Annotated in this window: 13 protein-coding genes; 4 read left to right on the top strand and 9 right to left on the bottom strand. The window is 75.5% G+C overall.

The features are described from left to right. Positions 1-20: 20 nt before the first annotated feature. A complete protein-coding gene (locus CHC11_RS30740) occupies positions 21-950 on the top strand; it encodes a Ppx/GppA family phosphatase (RefSeq protein WP_089315348.1) in 930 nt (309 codons plus the stop codon). A gap of 18 nt (positions 951-968) precedes the next feature. On the opposite strand, the gene CHC11_RS30745 is transcribed toward CHC11_RS30740, so the two are convergent. The 4 genes from CHC11_RS30745 to CHC11_RS30760 all read right to left on the bottom strand — a co-directional run bounded on the left by CHC11_RS30745 (position 969) and on the right by CHC11_RS30760 (position 8,722). Then, a complete protein-coding gene (locus tag CHC11_RS30745; protein WP_089315349.1) occupies positions 969-2,987 on the bottom strand; it encodes a protein kinase domain-containing protein in 2,019 nt (672 codons plus the stop codon). A 129-nt stretch (positions 2,988-3,116) separates the two neighbouring features. Beyond that, positions 3,117-6,386 carry an error-prone DNA polymerase gene (locus CHC11_RS30750; RefSeq protein ID WP_089315350.1) on the bottom strand — a complete coding sequence of 1,090 codons (3,270 nt, stop codon included), beginning with the start codon at positions 6,384-6,386 and terminating at the stop codon, positions 3,117-3,119. 33 nt (positions 6,387-6,419) lie between these two features. Then, positions 6,420-7,934, bottom strand: a complete 1,515-nt coding sequence (locus CHC11_RS30755) for a DNA polymerase Y family protein (RefSeq protein WP_089315351.1) — start codon at positions 7,932-7,934, stop codon at positions 6,420-6,422. Next, positions 7,931-8,722 carry a hypothetical protein gene (locus CHC11_RS30760; protein WP_179279086.1) on the bottom strand — a complete coding sequence of 264 codons (792 nt, stop codon included), beginning with the start codon at positions 8,720-8,722 and terminating at the stop codon, positions 7,931-7,933. The genes CHC11_RS30755 and CHC11_RS30760 overlap by 4 nt, the downstream gene beginning before the upstream one ends. Positions 8,723-8,867: 145 nt before the next feature. Here CHC11_RS30760 and mtnA point away from each other — a divergent pair, with 145 nt between their 5' ends. Both mtnA and recD2 read left to right on the top strand, forming a co-directional pair. Next, positions 8,868-9,914 (top strand): S-methyl-5-thioribose-1-phosphate isomerase, encoded by a 1,047-nt coding sequence (mtnA, locus tag CHC11_RS30765; protein ID WP_089315352.1) that lies wholly within the window; start codon positions 8,868-8,870, stop codon positions 9,912-9,914. 71 nt (positions 9,915-9,985) lie between these two features. Next, a complete protein-coding gene (gene recD2 / locus CHC11_RS30770) occupies positions 9,986-12,232 on the top strand; it encodes an SF1B family DNA helicase RecD2 (protein ID WP_245919970.1) in 2,247 nt (748 codons plus the stop codon). On the opposite strand, the gene CHC11_RS30775 is transcribed toward recD2, so the two are convergent. Genes CHC11_RS30775 through CHC11_RS30790 form a run of 4 tightly spaced genes read right to left on the bottom strand, consistent with a single transcriptional unit; the run spans position 12,223 to position 15,703 of the window. Then, a complete protein-coding gene (locus tag CHC11_RS30775; protein ID WP_089315354.1) occupies positions 12,223-13,008 on the bottom strand; it encodes an MBL fold metallo-hydrolase in 786 nt (261 codons plus the stop codon). The genes recD2 and CHC11_RS30775 overlap by 10 nt on opposite strands. A 10-nt stretch (positions 13,009-13,018) precedes the next feature. Continuing rightward, a complete protein-coding gene (locus CHC11_RS30780; RefSeq protein WP_089315355.1) occupies positions 13,019-13,582 on the bottom strand; it encodes a TetR/AcrR family transcriptional regulator in 564 nt (187 codons plus the stop codon). Between the two features lie 31 nt (positions 13,583-13,613). Continuing rightward, positions 13,614-14,156 carry an NADPH-dependent FMN reductase gene (locus CHC11_RS30785; RefSeq protein WP_089315356.1) on the bottom strand — a complete coding sequence of 181 codons (543 nt, stop codon included), beginning with the start codon at positions 14,154-14,156 and terminating at the stop codon, positions 13,614-13,616. A gap of 17 nt (positions 14,157-14,173) precedes the next feature. Beyond that, a complete protein-coding gene (locus CHC11_RS30790) occupies positions 14,174-15,703 on the bottom strand; it encodes a peptide ABC transporter substrate-binding protein (protein WP_089315357.1) in 1,530 nt (509 codons plus the stop codon). A 165-nt stretch (positions 15,704-15,868) separates the two neighbouring features. Between CHC11_RS30790 and CHC11_RS30795 the strand changes: the two genes are divergently transcribed. After that, on the top strand, positions 15,869-17,305 hold the full coding sequence (locus CHC11_RS30795) for an LVIVD repeat-containing protein (RefSeq protein WP_089315358.1): 1,437 nt from the start codon (positions 15,869-15,871) through the stop codon (positions 17,303-17,305). 41 nt (positions 17,306-17,346) lie between these two features. Here the strand turns inward: CHC11_RS30795 and CHC11_RS30800 are convergent, their stop codons facing one another. After that, complete coding sequence (locus CHC11_RS30800; protein ID WP_179279087.1) at positions 17,347-18,702, bottom strand: FUSC family protein; 1,356 nt, start codon at positions 18,700-18,702, stop codon at positions 17,347-17,349. Between the last annotated feature and the right edge of the window lie 71 nt (positions 18,703-18,773).

Consider the following 18,773-nt stretch of genomic DNA (forward strand, 5'->3'; position numbering starts at 1 on the left):
CGGTCCGATAGCGTCGGGCCATGCGACTCGGTGTGCTGGACGTGGGTTCGAACACGGTGCATCTCCTGGTGGTGGACGCTCATCAGGGCGCGCGGCCCCTTCCCGCGTACTCCCACAAGGCGGACCTGAGGCTCGCCGATCACCTGGAGGACGGGGAGCGGCTCTCCGACGAGGGCGAGAGGATCCTGCGCGACTTCGTCGACGAGGCGCTGCAGGTCGCCGAGGACAAGGGCGTGGAGGACCTGGTCGCGTTCGCCACCTCCGCCGTCCGCGACGCCTCCAACGGCGAGGACGTGCTGGCGCGCATCCGCGAGGACAAGCGGATCGAGATCCGGGCGCTGTCGGGCGAGGAGGAGGCGCGGCTGACGTTCCTCGCCGTCCGGCGCTGGTTCGGCTGGTCCTCGGGGCGGCTGCTGGTGGTCGACATCGGCGGCGGCTCGCTGGAGGTCGCCTCGGGCATCGACGAGGAGCCGGACGCGGCGTTCTCCCTGCCGCTCGGCGCCGGGCGCCTCACCCGCGACTGGTTCACCGCCGACCCGCCGCCCGCCGAGGAGGTCCGCAACGTGCGCCGGCACGTCCGCGCGGAGATCGCGCGGCGGGTCGGGGACCTCGCCCGGTACGGGGCGGCCGACCACGCGGTCGCCACGTCCAAGACGTTCAAGCAGCTCGCCCGGATCGGCGGCGCCGCCCCTACGGCCGACGGCCCCTACCAGCGGCGCGTCCTCGCCGGCGAGGCCCTCACCGACTGGACCGACAAGCTCGCCGCGATGCCCTCCGCCGAGCGCGCCGAGCTGCCCGGCGTGTCCGAGCGGCGCGCCCCCCAGCTGCTCGCGGGCGCGATCGTCGCCGACGCCGCGATGGACCTGTTCGAGCTGCCGGAGCTGGAGATCTGCCCGTGGGCGCTGCGCGAGGGCGTCATCCTGCGCCGCCTCGACATGATCACCGGCTGAGCGCCGGGACCGCGGCCGTCACGACCAGTTCGGGTGGCCGAGCACCCTGCCCCCGGGCGTGACGGCTCGGTCGCCGGTGCCGTCCGCGCGGACGGCGCGGATCACCGGGTCGGTGACCGCCCCGCGCACGTAGGCGAGCCAGCGGCCGTCGCCCGACCACGCCGGGTCCATGTCGCGCGCGGCCCCGGACGTCAGCGCGTGCGCGCCGGACCCGTCGGCGTTCATGATCCAGATGTCGCTTTCGGTGGCCGGGCCCCGCACGAAGGCGACCTTGGAGCCGTCGGGGGACCATTCCGGGTCGACCGCGCGCACGCCGTCCTTGCTCAGCCGCGTCCAGGCGCCGCCCGGCCGGTCCGCGTCCATGGTGTAGACCTGCTCCACGTCGGCGTCGCGCCTGCTCCAGAACACGAGCCGGCCCGTGGACGACCACATCGGGTCGTCCTTGAGCGAGCCGTCCGTGGTCAGCTGGGTGGCCGGGCCGCCTCCGACGGCGACGGCGAAGATCTGCCGGACGCCGTCCCTCTCGCCCATGTAGGCCAGGCGGGTGCCGTCGGGCGACCACGTCACGCGGGTGCCGCGCACGATGCCGGTCACCTTCCGGGCGCCGGACCCGTCGGCGTTCATCACCCAGGCCTCGGCGCTCCTGTCGCCCACCCTGGTGAACGCCACGCGCTTGCCGTCCGGTGACCTCTCGGGGAGGACGTCGCAGGTCGGCCCGCCCACCAGCGTCCTCGCGGACGCGTCGCCGGGCCGGTAGACGCCGATGTCGGCGTGGCACGACCTCGGCCACCCGGCCGCGGTGTCGATCCGCACGAACATCGGCGCGGTCGGGAACGCCGCCGAGCCCGCCGCCGCGTTCCGCGCGCCGCCGGACTCCCGGCCGGTGAAGTAGACGGCGCCCGCCACGATCCCCGCGACCAGCAGCCCCGCCGCGGCCGACGCGGCGAACACGCCGCGCCGCGACGTCCCCCGGCTTCGGCCCCGGGCCGGAGGCGCCGGGAACTCCCGCGCGGTGGGCGGGTCGGTGCGGCGCTCGTGCACGGGCTCGGTCCGGGGTTCGGTCCGGGGCTCGGTCCGGGTTTCGGTCCGGGGCTGCGGGACCGGGACCGGGACGTCCTGGGACGTGGCCGACGGGCCGGCGGCGGGCGGAACCACCGGGGTCCCCGCGGGCGGAGAGGTCCACATCTCGCCCAGTTCGGTCGTCACGGCGGCCTCGCCGGATCCGCCGACCAGCGCCAGGAGCAGGTCCCGGGCGCTCGGCCGCTGCGCGGGGTCCTTGCGCAGCGACGCCTGGACGAGCCCGGCCAGCGACGGCGGCAGATCGCCGATCTCGGGGTCGGCGTGCACGGCGCGGGCCGCCATGATCTGGAAGGAGCCCTGCCCGAACGGGTTGCGCCCGCTGGCGGCGAACGCCACCAGGCAGCCCCAGGCGAAGACGTCCACGGCCGGGGTGACCTGCTGCGTGGTGATCTGCTCGGGCGCGATCCAGCCGGGCGTGCCGACGACCTGCCCGGTCCGGGTGTGGGAGGAGGCCATGTCCAGCGCGCGGGCGATCCCGAAGTCGATCACGCGCGGACCGGAGATGGACAGCAGCACGTTGCTCGGCTTCAGGTCGCGGTGCACCAGGCCCGCGCTGTGGATGGCGACGAGCGCGGCGGCCACGCCGACCGCGACGCCGTGCAGCATCCCCGGCGACAGCGCCCCGTTCGCGCTGACGTGCTGGAGCAGCGACGGCCCGTCGATGTACTCGGTCACCATGTAGGCGAGCCCGAGGTCCTCGCCGTGCTCCAGGACCTGCGCCGTGCAGAACGACGCGACGCGCTGGGCGTTGGCGGCCTCGTCGTGGAAGCGCGCGAGGAACGTCCTGTCGCCCGCCAGCTCGGCCCGGACCACCTTCACGGCCACGGCCCGCCCGTCGGCGTCGCGGCCGAGGTAGACGGCGCCCATCCCACCCTCGCCGATCTTGGCCTCGATCCGGTACCGGCCGATCCGGCTGGGGTCGTCCGGCCGCAGCTCACCCAGGGAGGTCGCGTCCATGGAGTCTCACCTTCTCGCCCCCGCGGAGCCACGTCTTGGCGGCCGCCCCACGGCGGCACGCGGCCCCAACGCCTCCATACGATGACAGAGGAAGCGGTGAGGTTCTAGCGCGGGCCGCCCGATCTCGTCTCAGTGGAAGTTCCGGGCCCGGACGCGGCCGGGGACCGGAAGGCGGCGCAGCCGGGTCGCGCGCACGTTCGTGACCCCGTCGACGCGCTCCAGGCGGCCGCTGACCAGCAGCGCCTGCGAGTCGACGGCGAGGCCGCGGTGCCGCTGGAACACCTGCGGCGGGCACACCACGTTGATGATGCCGGTCTCGTCCTCCAGGGTCATGAACACGATGCCGCCCGCCGTCGGCGGGCGCTGCCGGTGGGTGACGAGCCCGGCGACGACGACGTTGGTCTCGCCCGGCGTCCCCGCGAGCCGCGCGGACGGCAGCGCGCCCAGCTCGTCCAGCGCCTCCCGGACGTGCGCGACCGGGTGGGTGTGGGAGACGCCGGTCGCCCACAGGTCGGCGAGGGTCTCCTCGATGGGCGTCATGGCCGGGAGGGCGGGAGCGGACGCGCCCGGCGTGACGCCCTCGATCCGCCCCGGTCCGGAACCCGCCAGCGCGCCCGCCGCCCAGAGCGCCTCGCGCCGCGACAGGCCGAACCGGTCGAACGCGCCCGCGGTGGCGAGCGCCTCCAGGGCGCCGGTCGACAGCGGCACGCGGCGGGCGAGGTCCTCCATGCTCGTGTAGGGGCGTCCCCGCGCGACGGCCTCGGCGGTGCCGTCACCCAGGTTGCGGATGCCCGACAGCCCCAGCCGTATCGCCGGCTGCGGCGCGGCGGGCGCGTGGGGATGGTCGGAGCCGACCTCGACGGGCTCCTCCAGAGTGGGATGGACGTCGCTGGCGTTGATGTCCACGCCCCGGACCACGACACCGTGCCGCCGGGCGTCGGCGAGGAGGCTCTGCGGGTTGTAGAACCCCATCGGCTGGTTGCGCACCAGGGCCGCGGTGAACGCGGCGGGGTGGTGGCGCTTCAGCCAGGCGCTCGCGTACACCAGATGGGCGAAGCTCTGCGCGTGCGACTCGGGGAACCCGAACCCGGTGAAGCCGAGGATCTTCTCGTACACGCTCTCCGCGACGGGGGCCGGGATGCCGCGCTCGGCCATCCCGTCGAGCAGCCGCCGCCGCAGCCGCTCGACGCGCTCGGGGGCGCGCTTGGCGCCCATCGCCTGCCGGAGTTGGTCGGCCTCGGCCGGGGTGAAGCCCGCGCAGTCGACGGCGAGCTGCATCATCTGCTCCTGGAACAGCGGGACGCCGAGCGTGCGGGACAGGGCCGGCTCCATCAGCGGGTGCGGGCAGTCGGCGGGCTCCAGTCCCTTGCGCCGCCGCAGGTAGGGGTGCACGGACCCGCCCTGGATCGGCCCCGGCCTGATCAGCGCCACCTCCACCACCAGGTCGTAGAACTCGCGGGGCTTCAGGCGGGGCAGCGTCGCCATCTGCGCCCGCGACTCGACCTGGAACACCCCGACCGTGTCGGCGTCGCACAGCATGTCGTAGACCTCCGGGTCGTCCGGGGGGATCGACTGGAGGTCGTGCCGGCGCCCGTGGTGCTCGGCCACCAGGTCGAAGCAGTCGTGCAGCGCCGCGAGCATCCCGAGGCCGAGCAGGTCGAACTTGACCAGGCCGGCCGCCGCGCAGTCGTCCTTGTCCCACTGCAGGACGCTGCGGCCCGGCATCGTCGCCCACTCGATCGGGCAGATCTCCCCGACGGGCCGGTCCGCGATGACCATGCCGCCGGAGTGGATGCCGAGGTGGCGGGGGAGCGCCAGCATCCGGTCCGCCAGCTCCTTCACCGGCGCCGGGATGCCGGCCTCCGTCCCGACCGGGTCGCGCGGGTCGATGCTCTTCGACCACGCGTCCTGCTGGCCGGGGGAGAAGCCGAGCGCGCGCGCCGCGTCCCGGACGGCCATGCGCGGGCGGTAGCTGATGACGTTCGCGACCTGCGCCGTGCGCTCCCGCCCGTACTTGTCGTAGACGTACTGGATGGCCTCCTCGCGGCGCCGGTGCTCGATGTCCAGATCGATGTCGGGCGGGCCGTCGCGTCCGGGCGACAGGAACCGCTCGAACAGCAGGCCGTGCCGGACGGCGTCGACCCCGGTGATGCCCAGCGCGTAGCAGACCGCCGAGTTGGCCGCCGACCCCCGCCCCTGGCACAGGATCCCCTTGCTCCGGCAGAACTCCACGATGTCGTGCACGATGAGGAAGTAGCCGGGGAAGCGGAGCTGCTCGATGACGTCCAGCTCCCGGGCGATCTGCTCGTGGGCGCCGGAGACCCGCTCCCGCTCGGGCGGCCCGTACCGCTGGAGCGCGCCCTCCTTCACCAGGCGGCGCAGCCAGCTCGCCTCGTCGTGCCCGCCGGGGACGGGCCAGTCGGGGAGCCGGGGGGCGACCACGTCGAAGTCGAAGCGGCACTCGTCCGCCAGCGCGACCGTCCGCTCGCGGACTCCGGGGAACCGGGCCAGCCGCCTCGCCATCTCCGCGCCGCTGCGGAGGTGCGCGGTGCCGCTCGCCGGAAGCCAGCCGACCATGTCGTCCAGGCCGCGCCGGGCCCGGACGGCGGCCATGGCCTGCGCGAGCCGCGCGTCGGCGCCGGGCGCGGCGAAGTGCACGTTGTTGGACGCCACCACGTCCACCCGGGCCCGGCGCGCCAGCTCGAAGAGGGCGTCGTTGCGCAGGTCGTCGTCGGGCTGGTCGTGGTCGATCAGCTCGACGAACACGTTCTCGCGGCCGTAGGCGCCGACCAGGTCGCGCAGCTCCCGTTCCGCCGCGTCCGGGCCGCCCGCCTCCAGCGCGGCCGGGACCGGACCCTTCCGGCAGCCGGTGAGGACGGCCCAGTGGCCGCCGTGCGCACCGGCCAGCGCCTGCGCGTCGTACACGGGACGGCCCTTCCGCCCGCCCGCGAGCTGCGCGGACGTGATCGCCGAGCAGAGCCGCGCGTACCCGGGGGCGCCCCGGGCGAGGACCAGCAGGTGCCGGCCCGCCGGGTCGGGCTCGCCGGTCCGCGGCCCGGGCAGGCCGAGGCCCAGCTCCGCGCCGAACACCGTGCCGATCCCGGCCTCGCGCGCGGCCTGCGCGAACTGCACCGCCCCGTACATGCCGTCGTGGTCGGTGACCGCCATCGCCCGCACGCCGAGCCGCGCCGCCTCGGCGACCAGCGAGCGGGGGTCGCTCGCCCCGTCCAGGAAGCTGAACGAGGAGTGGACGTGCAGCTCCGCCCACGGCACCTCCGCCCCGGCGCGGCGGGGCGCGCCGGCCGGCTCCGGCGGCGGTTCGGGCGCGCGCTCGCCGGGCCGCCACGACAGCCGCTCCTCGAACTCCCGCCACGGGATCGGCGGATTGTGCCACCCCATCAGCGGAAGTGCCGCTCGGTCATGGACGGCCGCTCAGTCATAGACGGCCTCGACGTGCCAGCGTCCGCCCTCGACGGCGAGCAGGTAGGCGGCGCCGTCGTCGGTGGTGACCTGGAACCGGGCGCGGCGGCGCGCGGCGGCCGGGTCCCACCAGCGCTCGTCCGCTGGCCACGGGCCGGTCCAGCCGGTCACGGCGGCGGGGCGCCCGCGCACGCAGAGCGTCGCGGGCGGCGCGGACACCTCGCACCGCGCCGAGACCACGACCGCCGCGCCGGACGCGTCGGCCAGCTCGGCGGGAGCCGGCGCCGCCGGGACGACCGCCGGCGCGGGCCCGGACACGCTCCCGGGCCACGGCCCCTCCCGCGGCTCGGCGGGGGCCAGGTCGCCGACCGGGACGCGGACGACCCGCTCGCCCGGCCCGCGCCCGCCCACCAGCACGGGCCGCGCGATCCCGTGGTGGCCGAGGAGCGCCTGGATCCGGTCGGCCGCCCGCGCGATGCGGTCGGTGACGGTGGTGCGCCCCCACAGCCCCTCCTGGCGTCCGAGGTCGGGGACGAGCTGGTCGGGCGCCAGCTCGACCCACGTCACGCCGCCCCAGCCGTCCCCGTCCTGCCCGGCCGGCCGGTGGGCCGACAGCTGCCACCGCACCCGCTCGGCGACGGCCAGCGCCGACAGCCCGTCGTGCCGCCACAGCCGCCGCAGGACGTGCCCGTCGGCGAACCCGACCGCGACCTCCAGCCGGACGCACGCCAGCCCGCGCGCCGCGAGGCCGTCGTGCAGCTCGGCCGCGAGCCGCTTCGCCGCGAACACGACCCGCTCCGCCTGCTCGGCGGGCGGGTCGAAGCCGCCGCGCACCGACAGGTCGGCGGCGGCGCGGACCGGTGCGAGCGGGCGCGGCTCCTCGCCCCGCGCCAGCCGGTGCGCGAGGGCCCCTTCCGTCCCGAAGCGGCCCGCGACGTGCCCGGACGGCAGCGCCGCGAAGTCGCCGAGGGTCGTGACGCCGAGCCGCCGCAGCAGGTCGGCCAGCTCCGGCCGGTCGAGCACCGACAGGGGGTAGGGCGCGAGGAACGCCGCCGCGCCGCCCTCCGGCACCACGATGCCGCCCTGCCCCGCGCGCGCCGCCAGCTCGGCCGCGAACAGCCCGTCCGCGACGCCCGACCCGCAGTCGTGGCCGGCCTCGACGACCGTGTCCTGCACCAGGACGCGCAGCGCGTCCTCGCCCCCGTAGAACCGGGCGGGGCCGCGCGCCGGGATCGCGCACAGCCCCGGCCGCACCACCTCCACGCGCGGCGTCAGCTCCGCCACCGCCTGCGCGACCGCCTCGAAGCGCCGTCCCTCCGCGTCGGTGTCGCGCTCGCGGACCACCAGCTCGGGGCACCGCCGCTGCGCGTCGCGGAGCCGCTGCCCGCGCCGCACCCCCTCGGCGCGCGCCGCCGCCGAGCAGGCCGCCACCTGCCCCCGCACGACCACGGCGCCCGGTGTCGCCGCGTCGATCCCGACGGCGGTGACCGGCCAGTCCGGGCACCACGCCACGAGGACCCGGGTCACGCGATCCCCTCCTCGACCGGCACCCGCACGAGCGGCGGGGGCCCGGACGGCCGCGGGTGGACGGGCGCGCCCGCGGCCACGGCGCCGGGCACCAGCTCCAGCGGCGGCCGTGCCGTCTCCACCGGCCGGACGCTTCCGTCGGGCGCGGGCAGCCAGAGGCTCGCGCGGCGGCCGGGACCGGGGGCGTCGCGCCCCTCGGCGACGACCTGGACGCGGCGGCCGGTGAGCCGGCCGTGCCCCTCGGCCAGGCCCTCCCAGACCGGGTCCTCCAGGCGGAGGCGGAGCCGGGTGCCGGGCCAGTCGCGGGCGAACGCGCCGGTCAGCGTGAGGACGCAGCCGTGCTTGCGGGCCAGCGCCGACAGCCGGCGGACCGCGGCCGCGCCGGGACGCTCCGGCGGGCTCAGCAGGACCAGGTCGACGGCCTCGGCCAGGGCGGCGACCACGTCCGGCCAGCGGTCGCCGGGCTCGTCGACGAGCAGCAGCCGCTCGGGCGCGGCGCCCATGGCCGCCGCGGCGGCCACGCCGAGGCCGGGGAGGCCGACGACTGCACACCAGCCGCCGGCGCCGTCCTCGCCGCCGTGCCGGGACACGCCCGCGGCCAGCGCGAGGCCGAGCGAGGCGGCGCCGGGACCGTCCAGCCCGACGACCGAGCCGGGACGCAGCCCGCCGCCGGGGACCACGGTCCGCAGCGCGGGCAGCACCGGCACCGCCGGTCCGGCGCCCTGGAGCGCCGCCGGGCCGGTGTCCTCCAGCGCCGCCGCAAGATCCCGCAGGGCCGCCTCCGGCACGCTTCCCTCCTCTCGCAACCTCCCGCACAAATCTCGAACACAAGTTCGACATCTGTCAAGTTGTCGCAGGTCACGCGGCGGAGTCCGGTAGGGCCGAAAGCCCGATGGGGGCGGGCTTCACGGCATTTTTGTGCATGATGGAGACATGACGACCGATGTGCCGACCATCGAATGGACGGGCGACGCCCTGCGGCTGCTGGACCAGACCGTCCTGCCCCACCGGGTGGAGTTCCTCGCGGTACAGGACGTCGACGCGCTCGTGGACGCGATCCGGCGGCTGGTGGTGCGGGGCGCCCCCGCGCTGGGCGTGGCGGGCGCGTTCGGCGTGGCCATCGCGGTCCGCCAGGCCGCGCGCGAGGGCTGGGACGGCGCCGGACGCGACGCCGCGATCGCCCGCGTCCGGAAGGCCCGCCCGACGGCGGTCAACCTGGCCGCCGGGGTGGACCGGGTCCTGCCGTTCGTCGCGCGGGGCGCGGGCGCGGTGGCGGCCGAGGCCCAGGCCCTGCTGGACGAGGACGTGCGCGGCAACCGGGCCATCGGGGCCTTCGGCGCCGACTGGATCCTCGCCCGGACGGGGGACCGGCCCCTGCGCGTCCTGACGCACTGCAACGCCGGCTCGCTCGCCACCGCCGGCTGGGGGACGGCCCTCGGCGTCGTCCGGGAACTGCACGGCCGGGGACGCGTCGAGATCGTCTACGCGGACGAGACCCGCCCCCTCCTGCAGGGCGCGCGGCTCACCGCGTGGGAGCTCGACCAGGCCGGCATCCCCTGCGTGGTGCAGGCGGACGGGGCCGCGCCGAGCACCATCCTGCGGGGACTGGTGGACGTCGCGGTCATCGGCGCCGACCGGATCGCCGCCAACGGCGACACCGCCAACAAGATCGGCTCGGTCGGCGTGGCGCTGGCCTGCCGCGAGGCCGGGATCCCGCTGGTGGTCGCCGCGCCATGGAGCACGGTCGACCTCGCGCTGCCCGACGGCGCGGGCGTGCCGATCGAGGAGCGCGACGCCGGGGAGATCCTGGCCTGGGGCGGCGCGCGGACCGCCCCGGAGCGCGTGGGCGCGTACAACCCCGCGTTCGACGTCACGCCCGCCCGCCTCGTGACCGCGCTGGTCACCGAGACGGGCGTGCTGGAGGTCGCGGCGGGCGCGACGCCGTCGGCCGCCGCCGGACCCCGCCGGGCCCGGGACTAGCTCGGCGATTTCGCCGCGGTGCGGTCGCGGCAGGGTCGGGTCGCCACTGTTTCTCGGCCATCATGGTGGGCGTGCCGACCTCCCCGATCCCTCCCCGCGCGGACGGTGGTGCCGCCCCCCGTCCGGCCGAGCTCGAAGCCGTGCTGGAACGGATCACCTACGCCAACGAGGACACCGGCTACACCGTCGCGCGCGTCGCGACCGCCAAGAGCGGGCCCGACCTGCTCACCGTCGTGGGCGCGCTGCTCGGCGCGCAGGTGGGGGAGAGCCTGCGCCTGGTCGGGCGGTGGCGCTCGCACCCGAAGTACGGCAAGCAGTTCGAGGTCGACTCCTACACGACAGTCCTGCCGGCGACGATCCAGGGCATCCGCCGCTACCTCGGCTCCGGCATGATCAAGGGCATCGGCCCGGTGATGGCCGACCGGATGGTCGGGCACTTCGGCACCGACATCCTGCGCGTCATCGAGGAGGAGCCGGAGCGGCTCGTCGAGGTCCAGGGCCTCGGCCCCAAGCGCACCAAGCGGATCGGGGAGGCCTGGCAGGAGCAGAAGGCCATCAAGGAGGTCATGGTCTTCCTGCAGGGCGTCGGCGTCTCCACGTCACTCGCCGTCCGGATCTACAAGCATTACGGGGACGCCTCGATCGACACCGTCCGCAAGCGGCCCTACCAGCTCGCCTCGGACGTGTGGGGCATCGGGTTCAAGACCGCCGACACCATCGCGCAGGCCGTCGGCATCCCGCACGACAGCCCCGAGCGGATCAAGGCGGGCCTTCAGTACACGCTGTCGGAGGCGGCCGACGACGGGCACTGCTTCCTGCCCGAGCCCAACCTCGTCACGGCGGCCGAGAAGATCCTCGGCGTCGGGCGGGAGCTGATCGTCCCGGCGCTGGACGAGCTGGCGGGCGAGGAGGGCGTCGTCCGGGAGCCGATCCCCGGGGACGGCGAGGACGCCGCGACGATCCCGGCGGTGTACCTCGTCCCCTTCCACCGGGCCGAACGCTCCCTGGCCCGCGGGCTGCTGGAGCTGCTCGACGCCCCCGCCGACCGGCTGAAGGCGTTCGCCGGCGTCGACTGGGACAGGGCGCTGCCGTGGCTCAGGCAGCGCACCGGCCAGGCGCTCGCCCCCGAGCAGGAGGACGCCGTCAAGCTCGCGCTCACGTCCAAGGTGGCCGTGCTGACCGGCGGCCCCGGCTGCGGCAAGAGCTTCACCGTCCGCTCGGTGGTGGAGCTGGCCGCCGCCAAGCACGCCAAGATCGTCTTGGTGGCGCCGACCGGCCGGGCCGCCAAGCGGCTCGCCGAGCTGACCGGGCACGAGGCCGCGACCGTGCACCGGCTGCTCCAGCTCCAGCCGGGCGGCGACCCCAAGTTCGACCAGGACAACCCCCTGGACGCCGACCTGGTCGTCGTCGACGAGTGCTCCATGGTCGACCTGATCCTGGCCAACAAGCTGGTGAAGGCCGTCCCGCGCGGCGCGCACCTGCTGCTCGTCGGGGACGTCGACCAGCTGCCGTCCGTCGGCGCGGGCGAGGTGCTGGCCGACCTGCTCGGCGCCGAGGTCGTCCCGCGCGTCCGGCTGACCAGGATCTTCCGGCAGGCGCAGCAGTCGGGCATCGTGGTCAACGCGCACCGCGTCAACTCCGGCGAGCATCCCCGCACCGGCGGCTACCCCGACTTCTTCCTGTTCCCCTGCGACGAGCAGGACGAGGCCGCCGAGCTGACGGTGGACGTCGTCGCCAACCGCATCCCGCGCAGGTTCGGCCTCGACCCGCGCCGCGACGTCCAGGTCCTCGCCCCCATGCACCGGGGCGCCGCCGGGGCGGGCGCGCTGAACTCGCTCCTCCAGGAGGCGCTGACCCCGCACGACGACGCCCGTCCCGAGCGCCGCTACGGCGGCCGAGTGTTCCGCGTCGGCGACAAGGTCACCCAGCTGCGCAACAACTACGACAAGGGCGAGGCCGGCGTCTTCAACGGCACCGTCGGCGTCGTCACGTCCGTGTCCCTGGAAGAGCAGTCGCTGACGGTCGTGACCGACGAGGACGAGAGCGTCGACTACGCCTTCGACGAGCTGGACGAGATCGCCCACGCGTACGCGATCACGATCCACCGCTCGCAGGGCAGCGAGTACCCGGCCGTCGTCATCCCGCTCACCACCGGCGCGTGGATGATGCTGCGCCGCAACCTGCTCTACACCGGCATCACCCGGGCCAAGAAGCTGGTGGTGCTCGTCGGTTCGCGCCGGGCCCTGGCCGCCGCCGTCCGCACCGCCGGCGCCGGCCGCCGCCACACCGCCCTCGCCCACCGCCTTGCTCAGCGGTAGCGCGCCAGCTCCCAGGGGTCGTGGGCGCAGAAGACCTCGACCTCGCCGCCGCGCGCCAGCTCGCGCAGGCGCGCCACGTTCGCCAGCCGCAGCTCCCGGTCCACCTCGCCGCTCATCTGGACGAGCTCCATCAGCGGATGCGTGACCGGCTCGGGGCGGTCGACCTCCCCGTGGTACATGTACGCGTCTCCCGCGTGCAGCAGCCAGCGGGCGCCGTCGCGGACCGCCACGCCCGCGTGCCCCGGCGTGTGGCCGCCGAGCGGTACCAGCAGGACGTCCTCGGACACGCCCGCCAGCGACCGGACGCCCTCGAAGCCGTGCCAGGTGTCGCCTTCGGCGTCCGCGTAGGCGACCCACTTCGGGCCGTGGGCGAGCTGCGCCGGGGTCTTGCCGCCGTCGGCCAGCTCCGCCTCGAACAGGTGCACCGCCGCGTCCGGGAAGTCGCTCAGCCCGCCCGCGTGGTCGCGGTGCAGGTGCGTGGGGACGACGTGCCGGACGTCGGCCGCCGCGTACCCGAGCCCCTCGACCTGCCGGACGGCCGTCGCGGACGGGTCGAGCGTCGGCCCCGCCATCTCCACCCAGTCGTCCAGCAGCCGTTCGGAGGGGCGCTCGATGTCGCCGAGCCCGATCCCGGCGTCCACGAGCACGAGCCCGGCCGAGTCGGTCTCCACCAGCAGCACGTGGCCCGCGGCCCGCGCGGGGCGCAGCGGGCTCTCCGGCCCGTCGGCCGGCTCGATCTCCCGCATGGGAGCGCAGTCGAGATGGTGAACGCGCATGGACACTCCTTCAGATCAGGTCGCCGAGCTGGCGGGTGACCTCGTGGATGACGGACACGTCCCGCCGGACGCGGGCCAGCATGACGGCGCCCTGGACCGACGACAGGACGAGCGCGGCCAGCGGATCGGCGCGCTCGTCCGGCACGCCCCACCCGCGCAGGGCCATCGCGATGCCGTCCTGCCACTCGGTGTAGGTGCCGTCGCAGGCGGCGCGGATGGTCTCGCTCTCGGCGGCCGTCTCCAGCGCCACCGTCGCGACCGGGCAGCCCTTGCCGAAGCCCGACTCCAGCAGGGCGCGCGCGAAGTGGTCGCCGAGGGCCGCCAGCCCCGCCCGGCCGTCCGGCGCGGCGACGAGGGCCCCCGCGAGCGCCTCGCCCACCGCGCGGCCGGACAGCGCGACCGACTCCGACGCGAGCTGCTCCTTGCCGTCGGGGAAATGGAAGTACAGCGAGCCCTTCGGGGCCCCGCTCTCCGCGAGGACCTGGTTGAGCCCGGTGCCGTGGTAGCCCTGCCGCTGGAACAGCTCCGCCGCCGTCCGCAGCACGCGCTCGCGCGTTTCGCCCCGAGGTGTCATGAGGCGATACTAGGTAGACTGGTCTACTAAATCAAGGGCGGAGTGCGGCGTGCAGCGCCTCCACCGCCCCGGCGATCCGTGCGCGCGGTTCCGCGGCGCGGACCAGGCCGTCCTCGCCCACGTCCGGCCGGGTCACCGGGACCCGCGCGCACGCGGCCTCGACGATCTCGGTGCCCGCGTAGCCGAGCACCTTGCGCAGCGAGGCGTGCGCGTCGCCGCCGCCCGTGGGCGCGGAGGGGGACGCCACATTCAGCCAGGCGACGGGCTTCTCGTAGATCTCGCCGCCGCCGATCGTCCAGTCGAGCAGGTTCTTGAAGGAGCCGGGCAGCGCGCCCGCGTACTCCGGGGTGCAGATCAGCAGGGCGTCCGCGGCGCCGATCGCCGCGCGCAGGCCCGCGACGGCCGGGTCCAGCGGCTCGCGGTCGTCGTCGGGGTTGAAGTGCGGCAGATCGCCCATGCCGGCGTAGAGCGTCGCGTCCAGCCCGTCCGGCGCCACGGCCCGCGCGGTGCGCAGCGCCGCCTCGTTCGTGGACCCCTTGCGCAGGCTCCCGCAGAGCATCAGCACGTTCGTCATGATCGTCAGGTTACGCGTCAGTCCCCGGCGGTCAGCCGGTCGAGGCGCAGGCCCGCGAAGGCGTCGGCGGTGACGCCGCGGGCGCGCTCGGACCAGACGAGGTGGTCGTGGCGCGACCACAGCGGCATCGCGGGCATGTCGCGCAGCAGGGCGCTCTCGGCGAGGCGCGCGGGGATCACGCCCTCGTCCGGGGTGGCCGCGTGCTCGGCCTCGGCGAGCAGGCCGGTCGCGTACTCGTCGGCCAGACCGGTTCCGGCGTCCAGGAGCGGCGCCAGCGCGGCGACGGGCGCGGGGTAGGCGGCGGTGGTGTGGACGACGAAGGGGCCGTCCACCTGCTGGGAGTCCACGGCCTCGCGCAGGCCGGCGACGGGATGCGGGCGGGCGTCGAGCTTCAGTTCCCGGCCGAGCTGGTCCGCGACGGCCTTCACCCACGCGTCGTCGCCCCGGCCCGCCTCGTACCAGAGGTTCAGCGGGCCCTCCAGCCCGCCCGCGTCGGCCAGCGCGGCGGCCGCCGCCCTGGAGTCGTGGACGCACAGCCGGCACTGCCCCTCGCGGCGACCGGGGCGGATGCCCGGCGCCACGAGCGAGTCGGCGGGGGAGTACTGGTGGCCGAGCGGCCCCTCGGTGACGGCGGACCGGTCGATCGCCATCGACAGCGCCGTCCGGACGGTCGGGGACGACAGCCGCTCCACGCGGGCCGGGAACGCCAGGTAGGTGACGTCGCGGCCGGGCACGGCGAGGTGCCGGTCGCCGAAGTCGGCCTCCATCGACTCGTGCCGGTCCGGCGGCACCAGCGTGGCGACGTCCAGGTCGCCGGCGCCGGCCGCGGCGTACTGGCGCTTCGCGTCCGGCATCGCCCTGACGACCACGGACCGGCCCTCGCCCGAGCGGCGGCGCAGGACGATCTCCCGCGCGCTCCGCGACCTCACCTGCAAGGGCCCGTTGCCGACCGGGGCGCGGCCGTAGGACGTCCAGTCGCGCGAGGCGAGGACGCTCTCCGGCATCGGGAAGAACGCCGGGTCGCCGAGGAGGGCGGGGAACCCGTTCAGCGGGCGGTCCAGCGCCACCTCGAAGGTCCGGTCGTCCTTCACCTTCAGGCCCGGCACCCCATCCTCGCCCGCGCGGGCGCCCTTGACGCGGGCGACCTCGGTGAACAGCCGGGACCCGGCCCAGCGCTCGCGCAGCACGGCCGCCCAGGCGCCGGTGAACGAGCGGGACGTGACGGGCGAGCCGTCCTGGAAGGTCGCACCTGGACGGAGCCGGACCGTCCAGACGCCCCGGTCCGGGCTGGTGACCGACTCGGCGGCGGCGTTCGCGGGCGCGCCGGTCCTCGGGTCGTAGGAGACCAGGCCCGTCCACACCGCGTTCGCGATCATCCGGCCGGTGGAGTCGCGGACGTCGCCGGGCAGCAGCGTCGCGGGGGCCGCGGCGCCGACCGAGATCCGCGGGTCGGCGGGCTCGCTCCACGCCTTCAGGGCCGCGACCGGCGCCACCAGCACCACCACGGCGCCGGCGACCAGGGCGGCGGTGCGGGCTGAGCTCTTCACTGGCCTCTCCCGGGAGCTGGGCGACCCCAGGGGAGGGTAGACCACCGTGTCAGGTCTCACCAGTCCTTACGGTGCTGAGTCCATTTCGTGACCCACCGACCCGTTGATCAAGTGCGCGGTGCCGGTCACACTGGCGCTTGCGAAGATCCGTTCCGTGGAGGCGCGATGCTCCCCCGCACGTCCTTTCCCTCCCGACGCCTGCTGCAGGGCGGCGTCGCGGTCGCGGCGTCAGTGGCGCTGACGGCCGGCAGCGCCTGGGCCTGCCCGCCCGAGCCGGAGAAGACCCAGACCACGCAGGCCGCCGCCACCGCGGGCGAGGGCGCCGGCGGCCACGCCGGGCACTACCACCGGGCTGCCCCCGCGAGCACGAAGTCCGAGGCGGTGAAGGGCGTGCGGCGCGTCGGCGGCGTCTCCGACGCCAAGGGCGCCATCTCCCTGATGTTCATGGACTACGGCCGGGGCCGGCACAAGCGGACGATCATGTACGCGACCGGCGAGTTCGGGCTGAAGGCCTACGACGTCAGCGCCGACCCCCGCGTCCCCAAGCTGGTCGGGCAGCTGAACATGCCCGGCATGTGGGAGACCGAGGACACCGACTTCGATCCCGAGCGCAAGATCATCTACCTGTCCCGGGACCCGCGCGCGTTCGGCGGCAACACCGCCACCGGCGAGTCGGGCATCTACGTCGTGGACGCCTCCAAGCCGGAGAGCCTGCGCCAGATCACCTACGTGACGGTGCCCGCGGGCCACACGACGACCTGCGTGAACGACTGCAGGTACCTGTGGACCGGCGGCCCCGCGAAGGCCAGCTGGATGCCCGCCGACTGGGGCGGGCGCCCTGTCTGGGTCACCGACGTCCGCAACCCGGGCAAGCCGAAGGTCCACAAGGACCCCATCGACACGGGCCGCAACGACGGCAAGACCGACTACACCCACGACATCCAGGTCGACTCCGACGGGGTCGCCTGGGCGTCCGGGCGCGGCGGCGTGCGCGGCTACCACACCACCGGCCGCCACTACGACCCGGTGGCGAAGAAGTGGCGCAAGGCCACCGCGGTCGACCCCGTCCCGTACGCGGGCGGCGGACTGGACGAGGCCACCACCAACTCCACCTTCATGCACAACAGCTACCGGGCGGTCGGGCGGACCCGGAACCAGGCCGCCGACCCGCGCAGGTGGGGCGACGGGAAGCTGCTGTACGTCACCGAGGAGACGTTCAACGACGGCTGCGCCAACGACGGCCTCCTCGTCATCGCGTCGCTGAAGGGCTCGTACGGCGGTGAGGGCTGGCGGTCCACGCCGGAGCACAAGTTCCGCCTGAACACCGTCGCGACGTGGGGCGTGGCGGGCAAGGAGGGCAGCGACCCCGGGAGCACGGACTGCTCGGCGCACTACTTCGACGTGCGCGACGGCGTGATCGCCCAGTCGTTCTACTCGCAGGGCACCCGGTTCCTGGACGTCAGGGATCCGACGAACCCGCGGCAGGTCGCCTACTACCGCCCGGCGGACGCCGCGTCCTGGCAGCCGTACTGGCACGGCAAGTACGTCTACGTCGCCGACAACACCCGCGGCGTCGACGTGCTGGAGCCCACCTTCCGCTGACCGTCCCACCGGGGTCTCCTGCCCCGCGCGAAGGCCCGTCCCTATCCCCCCGGGGGCGGGTCTTCGCCCTGCTCGGGCCGGTTGTAGCGCGCCTCGGTCTCGCGCGCGCCGCGCTCCGCCGCGGCGACCGCGGACCCGGCCGCGCGGCGCAGCTGCTGCCCGGCCTGCTGGACGACCTGGACGGGCCGCGCGGGCAGGTGCCGCGAGGCGCCGCGGTGCCGCCGCCAGTGCTCGCGGGCGCGGGTCCGGTGCTCGACGCGCAGGTTCTCGATGAGCCGGTCGATGTCCATGGACACCTCCCCGTACAGCGGCCACAGGTCGCCGGCCGCGGCCCGCTCGTGCAGCCGCCGGGTGAGCCGGGCGCGGCGTTCGCGGGCCACGTCCACCCGCACCTCCAGCTCGTGCTCGGCGAGGAACGGCCGCGCGTCGCGGGTCAGGTCCGAGCGGGCCAGCCGGCCGTAGGAGGCGACGCCGGCGGCGATCCCGGCCAGCGCGTCGCCGAGCTCGCGGCGCAGCTCGTCGTCGGTCAGCAGCCGGCCCCGGTCGCCGAGCCGCTCGTCGTCGGCCAGGGAGCGGGTCAGCCCGCGCAGCGACAGCGTGAAGTGCTCCATCGTCTCCATGGCGTTGCGCAGCGCGACGCCCGCGTCGATGAGCCGCCGCGCCCGCGTCCGCGGGTTGAGCCGGACGCTCTCCTCGGCGGCGCCGAGATCCCGGTCGGTGCGGCCGAGGTCGCGGGCGAGCCGTTCGGCCTCGGCCTGCCAGCGGGCCGCCTCGCCCTCGGTGCGCTCGCCGCGCAGCCCGTCGGCGATGTCGGCGATCAGCTTCCGCAGCTTCTCGGCGACGTCCTGGACGGCCTCCTCCGCGGGCCGCACCCGCACCGTCGGCACCAGCAGCGTCGCCGCCAGCCCGGTGGCGGCGCCGATCAGCGTCTCCAGGACGCGGTCGGCGGCGCCCGCCTCGCTCGCCGATCCCAGCGCGAAGATCAGCATCGCGGAGATCGGCGCCTCCAGCACGTGCTCGCCGAGGCGCAGCACGTGCCCGATGACCAGGGCCGCGAGGATCGTCAGGCCGAGCGTCCACCAGGAGAACCCGATGGTCCCCGCGGCCAGCACCGCGATCAGCACTCCCGAGGTGACGGCGGCGACCCGCAGGACGCTCGCCTTGATCGTCTGGTAGACGGAGAACTGCACGACGAGCAGCGCGGTCAGCGGCGCCAGCAGCGGCTGCGGCCCGCCGGCCGGCAGCAGTGCCAGGGCCAGCACGAACGACAGCGTGGCGGTGATCGTCAGGCGGGCGATGCGGTACGCGGTGGACCGCACCTCCGTCGCCACGCGCAGCGGCGAGCGGCCGCCGCGATCACCCTCGCCGGCACGGCGGCGGAAGAACACGAGCGACATGCGGTCTGTCATTCCCGCGGGCGGGCAAAGGTCACAGGGATGGACAAAGATCACAAAAACGGCGGAGGGTG

The sequence above is a fragment of the Actinomadura mexicana genome (assembly GCF_900188105.1).
Taxonomy (GTDB): Bacteria; Actinomycetota; Actinomycetes; order Streptosporangiales; family Streptosporangiaceae; genus Spirillospora; species Spirillospora mexicana.